Origin of the sequence: Blautia marasmi, from assembly GCF_900258535.1 — a bacterium.
Lineage (GTDB): Bacteria > Bacillota > Clostridia > Lachnospirales > Lachnospiraceae > Blautia > Blautia hominis.
Genome location: NZ_OIWX01000001.1, coordinates 1,870,909 through 1,891,223 on the forward strand (window position 1 = coordinate 1,870,909; position 20,315 = coordinate 1,891,223).

16 protein-coding genes and 1 pseudogene are annotated in these 20,315 nt (G+C 47.1%); 2 read left to right on the forward strand and 15 right to left on the reverse strand.

Annotated elements, in window-relative coordinates:
• Positions 1-291: 291 nt before the first annotated feature.
• From C6P39_RS08310 to C6P39_RS08325, 4 genes are read right to left on the reverse strand one after another with little or no spacing between them, the layout of a single operon-like run.
• Positions 292-1,689, reverse strand: coding sequence for an MFS transporter (locus C6P39_RS08310; RefSeq protein WP_095174604.1), 1,398 nt, complete (start codon positions 1,687-1,689; stop codon positions 292-294).
• Positions 1,690-1,714: 25 nt separating this feature from the next.
• The gene (locus tag C6P39_RS08315; protein ID WP_104803439.1) at positions 1,715-2,629 is read right to left on the reverse strand and encodes a sugar phosphate isomerase/epimerase family protein; all 915 of its coding nucleotides are present in this window, start codon (positions 2,627-2,629) and stop codon (positions 1,715-1,717) included.
• Positions 2,630-2,645: 16 nt separating this feature from the next.
• On the reverse strand, positions 2,646-3,584 hold the full coding sequence (locus tag C6P39_RS08320) for a sugar phosphate isomerase/epimerase family protein (RefSeq protein WP_104803440.1): 939 nt from the start codon (positions 3,582-3,584) through the stop codon (positions 2,646-2,648).
• A gap of 23 nt (positions 3,585-3,607) precedes the next feature.
• Entirely contained in the window at positions 3,608-4,786 is a 1,179-nt protein-coding gene (locus C6P39_RS08325; RefSeq protein ID WP_104803441.1) for a Gfo/Idh/MocA family protein, read from the reverse strand.
• Between the two features lie 285 nt (positions 4,787-5,071).
• On the opposite strand from C6P39_RS08325, the gene C6P39_RS08330 reads away from it, so the two are divergent.
• Both C6P39_RS08330 and C6P39_RS28710 read left to right on the forward strand, forming a co-directional pair.
• Positions 5,072-5,929, forward strand: coding sequence for a helix-turn-helix domain-containing protein (locus C6P39_RS08330; RefSeq protein ID WP_158661500.1), 858 nt, complete (start codon positions 5,072-5,074; stop codon positions 5,927-5,929).
• A gap of 14 nt (positions 5,930-5,943) precedes the next feature.
• Positions 5,944-6,120 (forward strand): annotated as a pseudogene (locus tag C6P39_RS28710) (DUF6783 domain-containing protein); the annotation flags it as partial.
• Here C6P39_RS28710 and C6P39_RS08335 read toward each other — a convergent pair.
• From C6P39_RS08335 to C6P39_RS08390, 11 genes are all read right to left on the reverse strand, one after another.
• Entirely contained in the window at positions 6,063-6,290 is a 228-nt protein-coding gene (locus tag C6P39_RS08335) for an HPr family phosphocarrier protein (protein ID WP_095174599.1), read from the reverse strand. The pseudogene C6P39_RS28710 and the gene C6P39_RS08335 overlap by 58 nt on opposite strands.
• A gap of 414 nt (positions 6,291-6,704) precedes the next feature.
• Positions 6,705-7,127: an Rpn family recombination-promoting nuclease/putative transposase gene (locus C6P39_RS08340; RefSeq protein ID WP_242986995.1), complete on the reverse strand. Its 423-nt coding sequence runs from the start codon at positions 7,125-7,127 to the stop codon at positions 6,705-6,707.
• 8 nt (positions 7,128-7,135) lie between these two features.
• A complete protein-coding gene (locus C6P39_RS08345) occupies positions 7,136-8,011 on the reverse strand; it encodes an Rpn family recombination-promoting nuclease/putative transposase (RefSeq protein WP_104803442.1) in 876 nt (291 codons plus the stop codon).
• Between the two features lie 313 nt (positions 8,012-8,324).
• Positions 8,325-9,236 carry an Rpn family recombination-promoting nuclease/putative transposase gene (locus tag C6P39_RS08350; protein ID WP_104803443.1) on the reverse strand — a complete coding sequence of 304 codons (912 nt, stop codon included), beginning with the start codon at positions 9,234-9,236 and terminating at the stop codon, positions 8,325-8,327.
• Positions 9,237-9,616: 380 nt separating this feature from the next.
• Positions 9,617-11,725, reverse strand: a complete 2,109-nt coding sequence (locus C6P39_RS08355) for a glycoside hydrolase family 36 protein (RefSeq protein WP_104803444.1) — start codon at positions 11,723-11,725, stop codon at positions 9,617-9,619.
• A gap of 13 nt (positions 11,726-11,738) precedes the next feature.
• On the reverse strand, positions 11,739-12,581 hold the full coding sequence (locus tag C6P39_RS08360) for a carbohydrate ABC transporter permease (RefSeq protein ID WP_104803445.1): 843 nt from the start codon (positions 12,579-12,581) through the stop codon (positions 11,739-11,741).
• 17 nt (positions 12,582-12,598) lie between these two features.
• Positions 12,599-13,507 (reverse strand): carbohydrate ABC transporter permease, encoded by a 909-nt coding sequence (locus tag C6P39_RS08365; protein WP_104803446.1) that lies wholly within the window; start codon positions 13,505-13,507, stop codon positions 12,599-12,601.
• A gap of 456 nt (positions 13,508-13,963) precedes the next feature.
• Positions 13,964-15,265, reverse strand: coding sequence for an ABC transporter substrate-binding protein (locus C6P39_RS08375; protein WP_095174593.1), 1,302 nt, complete (start codon positions 15,263-15,265; stop codon positions 13,964-13,966).
• A 174-nt stretch (positions 15,266-15,439) separates the two neighbouring features.
• A complete protein-coding gene (locus tag C6P39_RS08380; protein WP_104803448.1) occupies positions 15,440-17,011 on the reverse strand; it encodes a response regulator transcription factor in 1,572 nt (523 codons plus the stop codon).
• Positions 17,004-18,887: a cache domain-containing sensor histidine kinase gene (locus C6P39_RS08385; RefSeq protein ID WP_095174591.1), complete on the reverse strand. Its 1,884-nt coding sequence runs from the start codon at positions 18,885-18,887 to the stop codon at positions 17,004-17,006. The genes C6P39_RS08380 and C6P39_RS08385 overlap by 8 nt, the downstream gene beginning before the upstream one ends.
• Complete coding sequence (locus C6P39_RS08390) at positions 18,853-20,193, reverse strand: ABC transporter substrate-binding protein (RefSeq protein ID WP_158661501.1); 1,341 nt, start codon at positions 20,191-20,193, stop codon at positions 18,853-18,855. Before C6P39_RS08390 ends, C6P39_RS08385 begins: the two co-directional genes overlap by 35 nt.
• Positions 20,194-20,315: the final 122 nt, after the last annotated feature.

Genomic DNA, 20,315 nt, shown 5'->3' on the forward strand with positions numbered 1-20,315 from the left:
TTACCCTATTATAGCACGCCTGCCCGGAAGCACAAGAGAAAAACCGGAGGACAGGGCAATTTTCCATTGCGCTGTCCTCCGGCTCTTATATATCCCGTCATTTCGGGTCTCTCTTTTCGATATAACCAAGGATCACTTCCGTACTGGCGGCTGATCGTGATGATGGTCTTTTCCTGCATCGAAATCCCTCCTGACTTATATTCCCATAAACAGATCCGGCATATGCGCTGCCGATGTTATGGCATTCCTGTTATCCATATTCTTTATGGTTCCCATATATTTGTCGTATTATTATAATTCTCCGCGGGATTCACGTTCAATAAGCTCCTGCATAATAGCCGGATATTTTTTATCCAGCTTGTAGAGGGTCAGGGTTATAAGAACTGTCACCCAGACAACAAGAGGGCCGAATTTATAGATATTAATGATCATATCCACCGCCGACTGGGGCTGCATGGCAGAACCGGCGGAAGAACTGATATAACCGGCTGCCGATAAAAGCCCTGTGATTATAGCCGAGGACAATCCGGCTCCCAGTTTCATTCCCACGGAACTTCCTGCAAAGATCAAGCTCTCCTGTCGAATATGTGTCTTCCACTGACCAAATTCAACCACATCTCCAAGGAAACCAAATACTACCGCATTCAAAGGCGCAAGCCCAACCGCACGGACGATGCAGCTCATGACCATCCAGGGAAAACTGGTTGGGTTCAGGAAGAAAACAAGCTGACCAATAAGCGCAAGCCAGATGCCGGCCAGGGACATATTTCTCTTTCCAAACTTTTTCAGCAGAACAGGACAACAGAATGTCACTGCTACGATCAATAGTGTCTCTGTTAGATACAGGGTACTGTACATCCAGGTATCATTACCAAATATATATTTGCAGTAATATGGGAGGATGGTTCCGGTAATGCAGTAAATTCCGTTCTGCATAGTCCATAAAACCACAACCGCCCAAAAATACTGGTTACATACAAGTGCTTTTAATGCACTTTTTACTGGAACCTTTTTCTGGTTTTTCTTTGCTTCAATCTCCACTTTTTCCTCACATTTGAAAAAGCAGATCAGCAGGAGCACAAGAGCTATGGCTGCCCACATTGCCATTGTTTTCACCCAGGCTGCCTGATCGTCTCCAAACAGTTTCACTACCGGCATAGTACAGGTCACAGCCAAAATACGGCCAAAGGGGGACAGCCCCATCCTGACGATACTCAGCATATCCCTCTCGGATGAAACCCTTGTCATCATAGCGGAAAGACTGCTGTAGGGAAGGTTGATAGCCGTATAGCAGACTGTATTGCAGAAGTTATAAGTGACAAACATATATAAAAATTGAATGCTCACCTTAGACTGGGGAACTGCAAACAGCAACACTGCCGAAATTGCAAAAGGTACGCACATCCACAACAGCCAGGGCCTGGATTTTCCCCACCTGGTATTGGTCTTTTCCACAATGATCCCCATTATGGCATCTGATACACCATCGAAAATACGGGATAAGAGCATAACTAATCCTACGGTTGCTGCATTGATACCCACGTAATCCGTATAAAACAGTGTGAGCAGCGTACTGATCATACCGAAAACCACATTGCAGGCCGTATCTCCGCATCCGTAAGCTACACGTGTCCCCCAGCTCAGTTTCCCGCCTGACTGCTGTATTCCTGTAGTGTTTTCATTTTTCATACCGCTTCTCCATTCCTCTCTCTTCTCAGAGAAGTTCTTTTTCTATCCTCTCACGTGCTTCCGGAGCCTGCCGATCCATTTTTTCCGGAAATCCAAACATGGATATACAGGCAATGTTGTCTCCGCCTGTCTTGGGCGCACCTTCACGCAGCTGTTTATTGGCAAAATCCATCTCCCGCAGGGTCTCAAAAATGCCGTCAAAATCCACATCGCCCTCTCCCATAGCCAGGTGCTGGTGAATGGTCACGTCAGCCTTTCCCCGGCCGTTCAGCCACGGGGGATTGGCAATATAGCGGCAGTCCAAAGTCTGGTTAAAGGTATCCGCAAAGAGTACGTGGGTCAGTTCATCTCCGGCGTAGCGCAGCATGGAACGGACATCCCCTTTTCCCTCATCATAGAAAAAACCGTGAGGGGAAGAATACACATATCCCAAATGTTTGGAGCGGAAGGATTTGACCATGTCACAGGTCTCATTGTTCAGTTCACAGAAATCATAGGGATGAGACTGGATCTCCACCCGGATATCTTCTTTTTCCATTATGGGAAGCAGTTCCTCCATGGACTTGAACCACATACCATTGCAGATCTCCTGCCTGTTGGGGTCACCGGACAGCTCTGTGTTGATGACTCTCACACCCATATCTGCGGCGATCCGGATCATACGCTTCCAGTTGCGCACTGCAAACTGGCGCTCCTCCTCTGTGGGTCCTGACCAGCGGTATACCACAATGAAGGAAGATATCTCCACACCTGTCTCCCTCAGGGCTTTGCGGTATTCAGCCTCACATTCTTTTGAAAAGAGGGGATGTTTGTAAAAAGGATTGATGCGGGGATGGGGGGACTGTTCGATATACTTATATCCCCAGTCCGCCACCTGATGCACCATCCGGTTGATGTCCATCTGCTTTGCCAGGACATCAACGTCAAATGCTATCTTCATGTTGATTCCTCCTGTTTTACCGGCTGATGGTCTGGCGGAGCGCATCGATCGAGGTATTTACCCCTGCCTCCACAGACATAGTTAAATCTTCCATTTCCAGGGATACATCCCCATGATAACCCATCATACTGAGAACAGAGAAGAATTCCTTCCACCACTGCAGATCTTTTCCGCATCCCACAGCGACGTAATTCCATACCCGGTCAGCGGATGCTGTCACAGGCTTTGGTTCCAGGATACCGTTTCTGTCTGCCAGGCCCCGCTCGATGCGGGCATCTTTGCCGTGCACATGGAAGATACAGCCTTTCAGGGCACGGGCTGCCGCAATGGGGTCTGCTCCCAGGATCATCATGTGGGATGGGTCGAGATTGATGCCGATGATGGGGTCTGTGGCCTCTCTCAGCTTCAGCATAGTCTCTGCCGACCATACCATGGTCCCCGGAAATTCCTCAATAGCGATCTGTTCAATCTTATGATTCTTTGCATACTCTGCGAATTCTTTCCAGAAATCAATGGTGACTTTCCACTGGTATTCATAGGCAGGCGCCATGAAGTCCGGCCATGATACGGTTGAAGTGATCCAGTTTGGTGTAGTGTCCGTCTCGTTTCCTGCCGGCAGTCCTGCCATGGCTACGATTTTTGTAACACCTAGTTTCTCTGCCAGGTCCACACAGGCATACATGGATTTTTTATACTCTTCCCCTGTCTCGGAAGGCCAGAGAGGGTTGCAGGAGGTATTCAGGGCCGCAATGCGCATGCCCCTTTTCTCCAATTCCTCCTGAAAGGCTTTAAGCTCTGCCGGGTTCTCCAGAAGTCTGGATGTGTCACAGTGTTTGCGGGCCCCCCATCCTCCCGCTGTCATCTCCACTGCGTCGATTCCCAGAGATTTTACTTTGTCCAGCATCTCTGTGTAGGATAAATCTGCAAAAACATCTGTACATATGGCTAACTGCATTTTTCTTTCCTCCTCTTATCCGATTATTTATAATCTACCCAAACGCCGCCTTTGTCAGCGGATTCCACACATTTTGTCACCCAGCGGATACCATCGATACCAGCGTCGATCCCCGGGTAAACAAGATTTTTCAAAGTTTCCTCATCGCCTCTGTTTTTAGCGTCAATGGCAATGGCAAATTTCAGATAAATATTTGCCCAGCTCTCCGGAAGCCCCTCTGCATGCAGGGCACCCAGTCGCTCATCAGCGTTGCACGCATCATAAAGGTAGGGCATGGAACGGATCATTTTGCGTATGGGCTCACCTTGGACCTGATAGAGCAGTTCGTTTGGCTGATTGTCGGAGAATTCAACGGAAGCTTTTGATCCCACAATGCGGATCCTATGTCCGTCCATACAGCCTGCATTAACAGCGGAAGCCCACATACGGCCCACGGCACCATTCTCGTAGCGCATCAGAACGTAAGCATTATCCTCAAGGGGTTCCCGTGATCTTACAAAACTCTGGCGGTCACAGAGAACTTGTTTCAGCTTCAGTTCCGGGCAGATTAATTCTGACATATAAAAGGTATGTGTGGACAGGTCGCCCAGTACAAAGGATGGGCCTGATTTTTCCGGGTCAACACGCCATTTCTGCCCTTCTGAAACTTTATCACCGATCTCATCACAGGCGAAACCGTGTGTGTACTGCAGCTCTACCATGTGAATGTCTCCCAAATCTCCGTTCTGCACCATCTGGCGCATCTGAAGCAGGAGCTGGCTTCCTGAGAATCCGTATGTAACACCTACGATTTTATTCATGTTCTCTGCCAGGGCTTTGATTTCCTCACCCTGCTCCACTTTGAAGAACAGAGGTTTTTCACAGATCACATGAAGTCCTGCATTAAGGGCTGCCTTTGTGATCTCATAGTGCGTAAAATTTGGTGTTGCGATGGAAACCACTTCCACACCGTCCGCACGCTTTGCCTCCTCCTCAAACATGGTCTTGTAATCCGGGTATAAACGGTCTTTGGCAACGCCCAGGTTCATACCAAAATCTTTACAACGTTCAAAGTCAAGGTCAAAAGCGCCTGCCACCAGTTCATATGCCGTGTTGTCCCTCAATGCTCCCAATCTGTGTTTGTAACCGACATTTCCTGTTCTTCCTCCACCGATCATTCCCCAGCGAAGCGGTCTTTCAATTCTCTTTTCTCCGTTTAACATTTTATTTTCCTCCTGATAAATTCACATTAATTTGCTTTTTTATAAATTGTTTATTCTTTTGATGCTTTTAAACTGCACGCAGTTATCCCATCATGAAAACGGCCATTTTCTTTGATATAACGGTGATTTTTTGAGTTTGATTTTGCTTTGTTTGTTTTGATACTTGTATTATACGCATATACGGCGTGCTTTTAAATATGGGTTTTTGCCAAAAAGTTCATGGATATTGCTTTTATTAGTCAGGGGGATTATAATGAGATAAAAAAGACAGGGAGAAAAGAAGATATGAAAAGTGTGGATACCGGTGTCCTTGCCCGTTCCGTATGCTTCTCTTTTACACCTTCCGATACAGCCAGGCAGCTTTATTTTTATCCTACCTGGTGCGGGCATTATTTTTGTACAGGAAGATATTTTATGAAAAGGGAGTATTTCCCGCCGCTTCTTGTGGCTTATATCAGGGAAGGAATCCTGCACGTGGAGTATGAGGGGGAATCCTTTGACGCGAAGAAAGGGGACGTGGTGCTGCTGGACTGTGCCAAACCCCACTATTACCAGGCTATGGATGGGCTGGAGTTTGTGTATATCCATTTTGACGGTTCCAATTCCCATGAGATCTGCGGGCATATCCTCAAATTATTCGGACCGCTGATACGCAATCAGAACAATGCGCTGGTTGGAAATTTAATTTACAATATGGTGAAGTTTTATGAACAGGATGGGGTTGAAAATATGTTTGACAGTTCCATGCGGATCTACAAACTGCTTCAACTGCTGAGTGAGAGGGAACTGCATAATCAGAAAGAAGATACTTCTATAGAAAAGACCATCCGATATATCAGAGGGCATGTGGGAGAAAAGATCACGCTGGAGGAACTGGCGGACATAGCCAATCTGAGCACTTATTATTTTTCCCACCGTTTTAAAGAGGAGACCGGGTTGTCTCCCATCGACTATGTGATCAATACACGGCTTGACCAGGCCAAAATACTGCTGGCCCGCACTTTTATGACCGTGGAAGAGATTGCCTATGAGGTGGGGTACCAGAGCAGCAACAGCCTGATCAACCTGTTTAACCAGAAACTGGGGTTCTCCCCAAAGGAATACCGAAAACTGGTACAGCATCGCGTAAGCGTGGGTGAATAGCAGGTTAGGGCAAATATACCGTAACGTGGGGCGTGCAGATTGCCGGAATGAATTTGCAAACACCTTCCGGACAAAGAGCTGTGCAAAAACCCGTCTGTTCAAATGCCGTGGCATCCAAAGACGGGTTTGTTGTTCAACTGGTCATATATTTTTGTAAAACGTTCTCAAAATGCGGGTCCGGTTCTTCATAAACCACACGGAGTTCCTCATCCCAGTTCAGGCTCAGCATACCCAGAATGGATTTGGCGTCAATCACGATTCTGCCGCTGACAACGTCGATGTCAAATTTACATCGGCATGCCGCGCTCACAAACTCCTTAATTTCATTGATCTCACTGAAGCGAACGGTTCTCTCACACATGCCGGTTCCTCCTTTATCCTCTGTCTTATTCTCCTCCCCTGCAGGGTCTAGTGCGGCTCTGCCTGGTATCTTAATTGCCGCTTACGACTCCGGAGTGGATTGTCTTTGGCGGTAATTATAAGAATATAACAAAGTCGAAAAAATAGCAATGTGTATTTTTTTTAGATTTTCTATCCGATACGGTTCCTGTTTCCAGAACGGTGTTTGTGAACGATAACCTGGTTACCCATTCAGGGAAAGATATTTCCACGCTCTTGGGTTTGTGGCAGGATTGAACGGTGCATTCCATGCGTCGTTCATCTTGTCAGCGGCCCGTTTCCTGGTCTGTGTATAGTTCTTTGTAAACTAACCAAAGTCATTGTACAAAAAACGGAACCGGTTTACTAAGATCATCCGTATCAGAACCGGCCCGGTTTATAAATGTAATTCCCGGAACAAAGCCTGCTGGTATTCTTTGTCGCTGACTGCCTTTTCAATTTCATCTGTGCGCGAATTTACAATAAGAAGCTGTATCAGCCGGTTTACTCTACCTTCGCCCTGTTCAATGCCTTTATTTATACCAATCTTCTTTCCGGCTTCCAGCCCGGCCTCCCAATTGCTTTTCATAAGATAATCATGGTCCCGCAGCGCCTTCTCCCTGGCTTCATATTCTAATCTCTTTTCCTCGTCCGCGCTGATGTTCTTCAAAGCTTCATATGCCTTCTCAATATATTGATCTTTCTCCGCCATCTCTTCAAACTCCTCCTGCCTCTCGGCATTCATGAATTTTGCCCAGTTCAGAAGCTCTGTTTCAGGGTAGTCATGCTTTTTAAGCTTCGGCAGTTCCAGGATACTCATGATCTGATTTATAATTTAAACTCAATAAATAATTTACTCTGATATTCTTTGTCAGTGACTGCCTTTTCAATTTCGTCTGTACGCGAGTTTGCAATAAGAAGCTGTATCAGCCGATTTACTCTGCCTTCCCCCTGTTCAATCCCTTTATTTATACCAATCTTCTCTCCGGCCTCCCAATTGCTTTTCATAAGATAATCATGATCCCGCAGCGCCTTCTCCCTGGCTTCATATTCTAATCTCTTTTCCTCGTCCGCGCTGATGTTCTTCAAAGCTTCATATGCCTTCTCAATATATTGATCTTTCTCCGCCATCTCTTCAAACTCCTCCTGCCTCTCGGCATTCATGAATTTTGCCCAGTTCAGAAGTTCTGTTTCAGGGTAGTCATGCTTTTTAAGCTTCGGCAGTTCCAGGATATGTACTTCCAGCTTATCTGTGTAGAGACAGTTTCTGACATCCTCTCTTATATGGAAGCAGGAGTAATACTCCTTGTCCTCACCAAATAAGATAAAATCCAAAATTCCAACGTGTACGCACTTCTCCAGCTTCTCATAGCCTTCACCTTTTTCTATCTGGTCCGTAAACATTTTAGCAAGATAAAACAGGGAACGCTCCGGCCACAGTAAAAACGGACTGACCTGAATCTCGATATCAATCTGTGTGCTGTTATTTAATAATACACGTACATCCAGGATTCCAAGTTTGTCTTCCTCATATTTTTTTCTCAGATTAGTTGGAAGCAGCAAAGTCTCTGCTATATCTTCCGGAGGAATATGAAGTACAGCGGCTGAAAAACCTTTCCGCACCTCCGCCTCCTCCATCAGCTCCTTGAAACAGAAGTCCACCTTTGGCTTCATGATGAAATCTTCGCCTGCATATCTCTCCATCTCCACCCCTCTCCGCTTCTGAAAGATGAAAAGATATCGGTTATCTATAAGAATAGTATAACCATAAAAGACAGATTCCTCAACAACTTTCAGACGGCTCTTTATTTAATTATTATTTTTATGGATATCCATTCCCTGAATAGGGAAATTAGAAATATATCGGTGTAGTCTGAATTCCGGTATAGGATCAATATGATCCCTTCCGGAATTCAGCTTCTACCGAAAAGAATAGATTTGCCTATTTCCTATCTTTTAATCATCAGAATAATCCGTTACTGCTTTGCAATACGCAGTTCTGGCCTCATGATCTGATTTATAATTTAAACTCAATAAATAATTTACTCTGATATTCTTTGTCGGTGACTGCCTTTTCAATTTCGTCTGTACGCGAGTTTACGATAAGAAGCTGTATCAGCCGGTTTACTCTGCCTTCTCCCTGTTCAATCCCTTTATTTATACCAATCTTCTCTCCGGCCTCCAGTCCGGCCTTCTTTCCGGCTTCCAGCCCGGCCTCCCAATTGCTTTTCATAAGATAATCATGGTCCCGCAGCGCCTTCTCCCTGGCTTCATATTCCAATCTCTTTTCCTTGTCTGCGCTGATGTTCTTCAAAGCTTCATACGCCTTCTCAATATATTGATCTTTCTCCGCCATCGCTTCAAACTCCTCCTGCCTTTCGGCATTCATGAATTTTGCCCAGTTCAGAAGCTCTGTTTCAGGGTAGTTTTTCTCGGAAAGCTTCGGAAGTTCAAGGATATGGACTTCCAGCTTGTCCGAATAAAGATTTTGACTGACATCCTCCCTCATATGATAACAGGAATAGAATGATTCCTCTGCGTCAAACAAAATAAAATCCAGTATCCCAATATGTACGCACTTCTCCAGCCTCTCATAGCTTTCACCTTTTTCTATCTGGTCCGTAAACATTTTAGCTAGATAAAACAGAGAACGCTCCGGCCACAGCAGAAACGGACTGACCTGAATCTCTATGTCTATCTGTGTCCCATCGGCTAAAAGCACACGTACATCCAAGATCCCCAGTTTATCTTCCTCATGTCTGGTCCGCAAATGTGTTGGAAGCAGGGTTGTCTCCACAATCTCCTCCGGCGGAATATGCATAACTGCCGCTATAAACCCTCTTCGTACCTCCGCTTCCTCCATCAGCTCCTTAAAACAGAAATCCACCTTGGGCCTCATGATGAATCCGTCATTTGTATATCTCTTCATCCTTCCTCCTCTCTGAATCTGAAGGATAAAGAAAAATCGGTTATCTATATCTATATTATAACCTTTACAGACTGATACCTCAATATCTTTCAGATGGCAATTTATTTAATTAGGTATTTATGGGTAGTCAATCCCTGAACAGGGATAATCAGAAAATATATAGAAAATATTCTATAACGATGTAAATACTTTATCACGCCTCCACAGCCATGTCAAGCAAAATCCACCATCAAACAGCGCACAGCCCGGATGCCGCAAATAAACATCCGGGCCGCACACTGTCATCCGCCTCTGTACACTGCCAACCGCCTCTGTACACTGTCATCCGGCTCTGCACACTGTCACCCGGCTCTGCACAAAGCGCTGCTCACCTCTCACTATCAATATCTAAGCTCAAAAATCCTGGCACTTACCCTTGCCGGCAGTTCAATGGTCAGGGTACCTGCCTCTTTATTCCAGTGGTACGCGCACTCCGCATTTTCCGGGTAGGCGCACACTGCCTGCACATCTTTTCCTTTCAGATGTTTCACAGGAATTTCCTGTACCGGTGATTGGCTGTCCCGTCTCCACACAGCCAGGAAATCTTTTGCTTCCGCTTCCAGCCCAAGGCTCACCCACGGGTCCCCATAGGAGGATAATCCCAGAGGCCAGTAGGGCAGCGCTTTTTTTGTCAGAGGACGAATGGTTTTATAATAAGTAATCGCCTCTTTCACATAATTAAACCGTTCAGGACTCAGATTCACTAAATGCCCGCTCTGGTGGATCCGCAGAAGCAGGGCGTTCACCATATTAAAGATAACCTCCTCACAGTCCCCGTCTGTCAGAGGATAAGACCAGACCGCTGCCTGCTCAGGTGTCACTGCCGAAGGCGCATTTGCAGTGATGGTGGCATATCTCACATAATCCTCCTGGTCACTGGTAGACTGGATACTATACCTGGACAGCATAGCGTAATCCATACGCAGGCCGCCGGAGGAACAGTTTTCAATAATAAGGTCCGGATACTTTTCAAAAATACCATCCAGCCATTCCAGATATGCCCGGTTATGCCCCAGAAGCCCGTCCCCATAACTGTCCGCATCCACTTCTGTGCCAATCCCCGGTTCAATGTTGTAGTCCATTTTGATATAACCCACACCATACTCATTTACTACCCGGTCTATGACCTCCGTGGCATGGGCACGCACCTGAGGATTGCGGAAGTCCAACTGATAACGACTTCTGTCATAGACGCGTTTTCCATGGCGCATAAAATACCAGTCATCCTTTACCCGGCCTGCCTTAGGACATTTGATCCCCATGACCTCCAGCTCCAGCCATACACCGGGTATCATTCCCTTAGCCCGTATGTAATCGGTAACTTCCTTAATACCGCCCGGGAAACGCTCCTTGGATGGCAGCCATTCCCCCACACCGTCCCACCAGTATCCCGCGGAATACCAGCCTGCGTCAATACAGAAATACTCGCATCCCGCCTCGGCAGCCTTATCGATCAGCGGTATTTCCTTCTCAGTGGTAGGGTCCCCAAACAGGCAGTTCATATAATCATTAAAGATAACCTTTAGATTCTCATTGTCATCATTTACCCGGCGGATGGCGCGGCGGTACTTTGTCAGCTCTCCCATGGCTTCGTCGAAGCCACCCGCTGCTGTGCCTACAGACACAGGGACCGTCAGAAAAGTTTCCCCTGGCTGCAGGTTCTTCCACCAATGGTTATGGTGCTCTGTGGGACCGCTCAGTTTCAGATACACATGCCCATCCTGGTCACTGATCTCCCAATACCAGGAACCGTTATGTTCGATCTGCCAGAACAGAGAACTTCTTGTCTCCTGATTCTCCAGGTATCCCATAGGTATGTATTCCTTTGCGGACCAGTTACCGGTATTCCCTATGCCAATCGTCTTGGAAGATCGGTGCATGGAGTGCGGCTGAGTAGAGGAAAGCCCCAGTTCACGTAAGGTATAAGAGGCCCAGTCCAGCTCCTTCTGCCATGCGTTGTGAGGGATCCTAAGCTCCAGTTTCTCGTCAAACTCACGCAGCCCTTCCTTCTCAATACCGTTGAGCGCAAAAGAGGATACATATTCCAGACCCTGAGGCTCTGTTCCCCGGTTCCTCACCTCTGTCCAGGCACGCACCACGGAAATCCCATCATAAAACTGATAATGGCTGGTAACATCCAGACCGGTGATATGGTCCTCTGTCACAACCTCCAGTTTCCTTCCCCTCTCATTTCTGAAGTCCCGGAACTCCCTGTATTTCATTCTGTATCCGGGGGACGTCTGGATATACTTATGTCCATGCCGTTCACCCACACGGTCCTGTCCGGAAACCAGGATCTCCACCGGATAAAAGGACTGGGTCCCCGTCTCGGAAGTTAAGGTGTCCTCCTCAAAAGGCAGTGCGGAAAAATGCAGGAGTTTGATCTCCCCCGCATCTGTCACTTCCCACAGCATGTGGATCTTGTTCTCATATAATTCGATTCTTTTCATTTCATTCCTCCCGTCAGCCCTTCACGGAACCGCTCATAAGTCCTGCCAGGAAATACCTTTGCAGGAACAGGAAAATAAAGGTGACAGGGATCACGGCAACCACGGAACCGGCCATAAGGCCGCCCCAGTCAACCGTATTTACCCCTTTAAACAACATGATAGCCGGGGTCAGTGTCCGGTATTTATCTGTAGAGATAAATATATACCCGAACATGAACTCATTCCATGCGTTGATAAAGGCGTAAAGTCCTGTGGACACCAAACTGGGCAGAGATAAGGGCAATATGATCTTAAAAATTGTCTGCGCCTTGTTGCACCCGTCAATCTCCGCAGCTTCCTCAAGAGCCAGAGGCACTGTATCAAAAAAGCTGCTCATCATAAAGGTGCACAAGGGTATTACAAAAGTTGTATAAGCCAGGATCAAAGAAGTATAGGACTCCAGGATCTGCATTTTCTGCATGATCAGATACAGGGGCACTAAAAGCAGCACACCCGGGATCATCTGAGAGAGCATCATAGCCAGATTGGAGGTCTTTACCAGCTTCATCTTATAATACCGGCTCAGGGCATATCCCGCCATGACTGCAATGACCATGGAGAGGATACAGGCCACTATAGAAACAAAAAAGCTATTTTTAATATACTGCAAAAATCCCACATCCACCAGCACTCTTTTAAAATTTTCCAGAGTAGGCGCATGGATCAGAAAGGACGGGGCGGCCGTACGAATTTCTGTTTTGGGTTTCAGCGCTGACAACAGCATCCACAAAAAGGGGAAAATACAGATTGCCGAAAAAAACACCAGGGATATATAGGTAACGATCTTGCCGATAATACGGTTTCTTTTATTTAACATCTCTTTCTCCTCCCTTCTTATGCCATATCGTCGCTGAGACTGGAACGTTTTCTGTAATAGAAAATGAACAGCACCACCATAACGGTAAACATCATAGTTGAAAGCGCCGAAGCGGCTCCCACATCAAACTTCTTCATTGAGTAGCGGTAAATCATAAGCGGCAGCGTCTCTGTCGCATAATTTGGCCCACCCTCTGTCATGACCCAGATAAAATCAAAGTTGATGGCAGTCCAGATAATATGTATAAATACGATCACAAGAGAAACACTGCGAAGCTGAGGCAGGGTAACCCTGAAAAACCGTTTGAACACGCCCGCCCCGTCAATGGCTGCCGCCTCCGATAGATCTCCGGGAATGGACTGCATGGCAGACAAAAAGGAGATGGTATAGTACGGAAAGCTTCTCCATATATTTACAAAAATAACGGTTGCCATGGCATACTTGGAGTCCCCGAGAAAATTAATGGGTTCACTGATGATATGCATATTGGTCAGCATATAATTGATAATGCCAAACTCCGGGTTCAGCATCCAGTCCCAGGTCATGCCCGCAACAATGATGGGTACAAGCCATGGGATAAAGATACAGGTTCTGAATATGGCCCTGCCTTTAAACTTTTGGTTCAGCAGCACAGCCGTCACCATACCCACAAGGTATTCACCCAACACGGAGAAAATAGTCCAGTATGCCGTATTCTTTACAGCCTGCCCGAAATGTTCATCAGCCAGAACCTTCTGGAAATTAGCTGCTCCGGCAAAACCGGTCAAAGATTTATTGATCAGATGTACATGGTAAAAAGCGTCGTGTATCACTTTTCCAAGCGGATATGCGATCAGCAGAGCCAGAAAAACAAGAGCGGGCAGCAGCATGATGATGGCGGTCCTCCACTTCCGCTGGTCTCTGGTAAGTTTCTTAAATTTATTCAAGTCAAATCCCTCCTATAAGAATTTTCCGGGGCCGGGCCCCTGCCTGAGACGAACAAGGAGCCCGGCAGGCCGGACTCCCGCACCGAAACACTTATGTCAGAGTGTGTCTGAATGTATTTTCAGACACATTCCGGCTGCCTAAACATTCCGGCATATCATTTTATTATTCGTAACTGTTCAGTACCCTCACAGTTACAGGCAAAAATCCATGCAGAATCGCCTTTGGCGATGGGATTTTTGCTTGGCTGCGGAATGCTTTCTTACGGTCAGCGCAGTGAATGCGCAGAGTTACTGTACACAGGCCACTGTACCGGGAGGCGTTTTCATGCCGGAAGCATGAAAATCCCGAGGCAGCCAGCGCGATATGGAGCAGAATGCTCCATATTTGTGCATCGCGAAGCGTGTTACTGGACACGGAGTGTACAGTAACTGCGCAGACCTACTGAATATTTACTATTATTCGCTCAATTCTCCGGAATCGGATAAGGAAGCATTGACTGCGTCGCATAACCATTCTGCTGTTGCCTCCGGGGTCTCGCCTTCCTGGAGTACCTTTGCCATGGCATCCTGCATCGCCTGTGTGATTCCGCCCAGAGTCACAGGCGGGAAGGTGATACCTGTGTCAGATAATGCCTGGAAATCTTTGCTCCATTTGCTGTCTGTGGATACATCGGAGCGTGGGGAGCGGTCCGCAAATCCTGCTTCCTGCCATTCTTTGCTGCAGAACGCAGCAGCCAGATCAAATGCATCATCTTTATTTTTGCTGTCCGCCATGATGAACAGTGGTTTACATTCCATGTAAGTTGCCTCATGTCCGTCTGAGGGATAAGGGATTGCTGATACCGCCACGTCATCCATCGTGTCCGGATTGGAGGACTCACGCTCTGCCAGCCAGTTTCCGGAAACATATGTGGAGGTGATCCCTGTGGCGAAGTTCTCGTCCGTCTCCTCCCATCCCCAGTTCTTACAGTTGGGATCAATGATACCCTTGTCTACAAGGTCTTTATAGAACTGGAATACCTTTGTGGCTTTCTCCAGCTCATCTTTATTATCCTTCCAGGTGTTCTTATATTTTCCGTCCTCCTGGGCAGATGCAATTTCCAGGTCATACTGTGCCAGATATACCAGCAGCTCCTGTGCGGAGCGGACACCGGTACAGGCCAGCTCTGTCAGATATTTTCCGTTTTTCTCTTTGTAGTCTGTCTGTGCCAGCAGATCTTCCCATGTCTGGGGAACTTCAATTCCGGCTGCCGTAATATCTTTTTCATGTGTCAGGTAAGCACGCACGGTCATCTCGTATGGGATTCCCACAATTTTGCCGTCAATGGTCATTGCCTTCACCACCGCATCGGACAGGGCGTCTTTGTCCTCCCACTGGTCAAAACGGTCTGTCAGGTCCTCCACAATCCCCATGTTGTAGAACTCACCTACATATTCCGGAAGTCCCCAGATCAAATCCGGCACATTTCCGCCTGCTGCCGCTGTCAGGATCTTTTCATGAAGCATGTCATATGTGAAGTTGGTCTGGTTGACTTTAACTCCCGTCTCCTCCTCAAACTTCTTGATCTGCTCCGTTCCCGCAATCTGTGTGTCCGCCCCGTCTGTCCAGCAGGTCCACAGTTCCACTACTCTTTCCTCTTCCTTGCCGTCACCCTTGGATGCTGATCCACCGCCTGAACTGTCCGAACCGCCGCCGCAGGCTGCCAGTGAGATAGCCATTGTGAGACACATTAATGCTGCTACTGCCTTTTTCTTCATGATTGTTTTCCCTCTTTCCTTTATTTGATCTTTGGTAACTGTTAATCCCTTTACAGTTACAACTGCCGTACCTTCTGTACTGACGAAAGAGTATCATACTTTCAAAATGCGGACAATAAAATGGGACGCTCATCTAAAAAACCCCACGGAATAATATTAAAAACACCACCCTTTTTAATTCTTTCTGCGCTTTTTATAGGCAGAGGGGCTGTCCCCGAAAACCTCCCTGAATTTATCTGTAAACGTACGGACATCGTGATACCCCACAGCTTCCGCCAGCTCATACGTCTTCATTTCAGAGCACATAAGCAGCTTCATGGCTTCCCTCATGCGCACCTCCACCAGATAGTTTTTAAAGTTCTGCCCTGTCTCTTTTTTAAAGAATGTGCTGAAATAATACTGGTTCATATACACCATTTTCGCCATGGTTCCAAGACTGATATCCTCAGCATAATGCTCCTGGATATAATTTTTTACCAGGGTGATAGTCTCCCGCTCATTATCTGCACCGCTTAATACCCTCTCACCCATAAGTTTCCCCAGATACCCCACAACCAGTTTTTTCATGTCACGGAAGGTACTCTGCGCCCGTATTTTTGCTGTAAACCTGTCGTACTCCTCCCTGGAATCTTCTGTCAGCACACGGTACTCCTGTAAATCCCGGTACAGGTCCATGGTCATGGCAATACAGCGGTTCTCGGCTGCATACCGGTTTCCGTAATGCAGGTTTTCAATAATGTCCAAAATTCTTGCAAGGGATCTTGTCCACTCACCTCTCCTGTTAAAGATCCGGTCCAGCAATTCTTTATAGCAGGAATTGTAGTCTTCAAAAGATGAGTGGAATTCTCTGGCTATATCCTGATACCAAACCACTTCCTCCTCGCAGAAATAATAGAGTTCACAGGAGAACTTTGCCGTCTTATACGCATACTTTAGGTCAGAAGCCTGCTCCACACGCTTTCCGATACCGGTTATGAGCCATACCTTATATTCCCCGTAAATATGCTCCCTGATACGCCCGATCTCCCCCTGCACCCAGGCATCATCCTGTCCCTTCTCCAAGAGAAGGATCACATTACTGCTGTTTGGCTCCCGCTTGATGACAAATCCGCTTTTCTTTTCCCGAAGGTATTCCTGGATCCGTTTAAAAATGGAGAAACGCAGCAGCTCCCTCATATTCTGGTCTGTGACTCTCCGGTTCAGTTCAGGGGAGATTGCAAAACATACGCCAATGAACTCTTTGCCCTCTGTCTCTATACCCATCTCCTGAAAATGTCCGTACAGATCCCTGCATTCATATTCTGAATTGATTTTCTTGAATACCGTCTGCATATCGTCCTTCTCTTCCTCCCAGTATTCCATAGGGCTGTCTGTGCGCAGCATTTTTTCAGCGCGGAGAATAGACTGTTCCAGCTCCTCCTGTCCTACTGGCTTCAAAAGATAATCAACAGCCTCGTAGCTGATCGCCTTTTTCACATAGTCAAACTCCTGATATCCGCTCAGAAAGATCACCTTTATCTTCCAGCCGTTCTCCCGGATCCGGCGGATAACATCCAGACCTGTCTTTCTTGGCATAGCCACATCAGAGATGATAATATCAGGCTTCAGCTCCTCTGTCTTTTTCAGCAGCTCCTCCCCGTTGGCAGCCTCCCCAATCACCTCTGCACTCAGGCGCTCCCAGTTTATCATTTTCTTCAGCCCTCTGATAATGACCGGCTCATCGTCTGCAATTATGATCTTAAACATTTTCTCCTCCTGGATCTTCCTTGGCCGGCGTGTTTCCGTCTATGATGGGAAGCCGGTATTTTACCATAGTTCCTATATTTTCAAAGCTGCTTATCTCAAGCCCGTAAGTATCCCCGAACATCAGCTTAATGCGGTCATACACATTCTTCAGTCCCAGACTTGCCCGCTTGCTTCTGGGATGTTTGACCGTCTCCGTGCTTTGCAGCCGCTCCTGCACGGTTTTCATACGCTCCGGCTCCATGCCCACACCGTTGTCCATCACTGTGATCTCCAGACAGCCGTCCTCCTCTTTTGCATTAATTGCTATGACCCCTGTTCCGCTTTTGGGTTTCAATCCATACTTTACCGCGTTTTCCACCACCGGCTGGATAATAAGCTGGGGAACCTCCAAACCCAGAAGATTTTCCTCAATATTTATCTCCAGCTCAAAACGGTTGTCATAACGGATCCGGATGATCTTAAAATAATTGCGTATGCTGTCAATCTCTGCCTGAAGGGTCACCATATCCCTGGCATTTCCTATGAGGTATTTGAGCTGTCCTGACAGACTGTCGATCATCTCTGCTGTCACATTGTCATCGTTGGTGATGGCAGTCATGCGGATAACATCCAGGGTATTGTACAGATAATGGGGCTGTATCTGTGTTTTCAAGGCCTCAATCTCTGCGTCCCGCTGCCTGATCTCCGCTATATAGACCTGCTGGATATGATTTTGAAGGTTTTCCGTCATTTGATTCAAACCCTTTGCAAGAAATCCTACTTCATCGTTGGACTTTATAGTCACTCTGGTGTCCAGATCGCCGTCCTGGATCTGCTCCATGGCATCCTTCAGCGTGCGTATAGGCTTGTTCATCATCTTGGAATAGAAGAAATAAATGATCATCAGAAGGATAACACTGAACCCGATTATGATCAAAATATTTGTCTGTATCTCCTGATAGCTGTTTTCCAGATTAAATGCAGGGATCTCCTCCACTACAACCCAGTCCGTATTCGGTATGAGTCTGTAAATAAAGTAATTGCCGTCCGCCTTTATGTACTGTTTGTCCTCATCCATATCCGGCAGGTACTCCTCCAGCTTCCCAATGCTTTCGCCTGTGTTTTCCTTCTCTTGGCTGTAGACAAAGACCTTCTCTTTTCGGTCGATCACATACATCCGGCAGCCTTCTTCCAGGTCTGTCTCGTTGATGATGCCGTCAAAATAAGCAGCACTCACATCAATGTACAGCGTGCCCAGCACCTGCTCATCCGCAGACTGTATGGTCCTGGTGTTCATAATATTTCTTGACACAGTAAAATCACTGGAATCCGAATAGTAGCCGGTGTCGTGAGTGGGCAGCAGACGCATCTGCTTATCCCCTTCCTGAAAGTTTTTCCTATGGAACGCTTCCATCTCCTTCTCTTTCACCATCACTTCCGGGGGACGCATGACGGAATACCTTTCCCGGTCAGGGGTTATAAAAAATACATGGTCAATGTGCTGGTTCATGTATAAGATATCCCTGAGCACATCATTCACCAGGGCCTCCCTGCGCGACTGTGTGATCGTTTCATCTTCCATCAGCTCGTAGAGATAATCGTATTCTGTGATATTATAGTTATAGAGATATTTGGTCGTCTCCTCCATCTCCTGAAACAAGTCTGCCGCGTTTTTCCCCACATAAAGGGCACTGCGGTACATATTGGACAGGAGCGTCTCTCTCAGAGAATCCATGTATGCACTGTAGATAGAGATACCCATGATCAGCAGGGGTACGATCCCGATCAAGATCAGCGCTGCAACGGATTTCACAAAAAGACTCTGATAATGCTGTCCTTTTTCTCTTCTTCTCATATTCTCCTCACCAGCTTCCCGGCACATTGTCCCAATATTCATCCAGTTTTTCCGCAGCAGTATCCACGCTCATGGTGCCGGTGGCCACAGAATAAAACACATCGTACATACTGCGTTTGAAATTCTCCGGTGTATCCTCGTTCCCAAGGTAGACGTCACTTTTGTCTGCATAACGGTAATCCACAAGAAAACTCTGCTGCACAGCCGGAGCCGGATACAGGATCTTCTCCTTTGTGGCAGGGATGGCGTAAACGGTCTGGAGTACCTTCCTGTAGTTCTCCTTCCGGAAACAAAATTCCAGGAATTTCATGGCTGCCCTGTTCTTTTCCCGTTCATTGCCGCAGGTATCTGATATGGCCCACTGGGCGCCTTTTTCGCTGACAACCACAGGTTCCCCCTCCGTATCCTGGAGAAAAAACCAGCCCAGCCGGAACATACAAGGGTCCTCTTCCAGTTCCTCCCCCAGTGTGTTCTTCCCGGATTCCACCGCCAATGGGTATGCCTCCCATATTTTTGACACCATGGACGGCTCTGTGAGGACCATTGCGGCGTCCTGGTTAAGCAGGGCTTGGATCACCTGATTCTCGTTCATATTTACGGAATCCTCCAACATGTATTCTCCGTTCATCATGTCCTGATATTCTGTGAGCATCTCTTTCACATTTTCATCCTGAAAAGACACCTGGCCCTGATTTCTCTCCCTCTGCCAGTCCGGGTCCCCTTTTGCCAGATTCACCTGAAAATAATAGTTCAGCCAATATTTTCCCGTCTCTGTAGGATTTCCGCCTGCGGCCAGAGGGGCAATGCCTCTCTCTTTTAGGACTCTGCAGGTTTCCAGAAACTCTCCGTATGTTCCCGGCACCTGGAGTCCCAGTTCCTTGAAGATCACCTGGTTATAGATGATCCCAAAAGATGTCTTGTAAAAAGGTACGGCAAAGATCTCACCCTCAATGGTAAATGGCTGTTCCACCAGTTTTCCCACATCCTCAGAAATGGCTCCCAGCTTTCCTGCCTCCGCGAAAGTATAGGGGTCCTGGATCTCAAAAATGTCGGGAAACTCCCCTGCAGCCTCTTTTGCTTTCAGTGTCTCTGAGTATATACCGCTTCCAGAGTGCTCACTTATAAGCCTGATATCCGGGTTCTCCTCCATAAATTTCTCGCACAACTCTTCCATTACGGAGATTCTCCTGGCATCCTCCCCCGAATAAAATACGGCAAGCTCCGTCTTCTCTTCTGTTGTCTGTTCCTTTGACGGCACCAGTCCCCCGCCCTTCTCTACCCTGCCTCCGCATCCTGCAAGAGACAAAAGAACGGTCAGCAGAACAAACAATCCCTGTTTCTTTCTCATACTTTTCACCTCTGTATACTCCTTAAGCCAGCGTTTTTCCCCTGCGCTTCATCTCTACCCAAAGTATCATAACAACCTTTTCTTGTAAAGCGGACAAGTTAGGCAGATTTTCCCAATCGTCA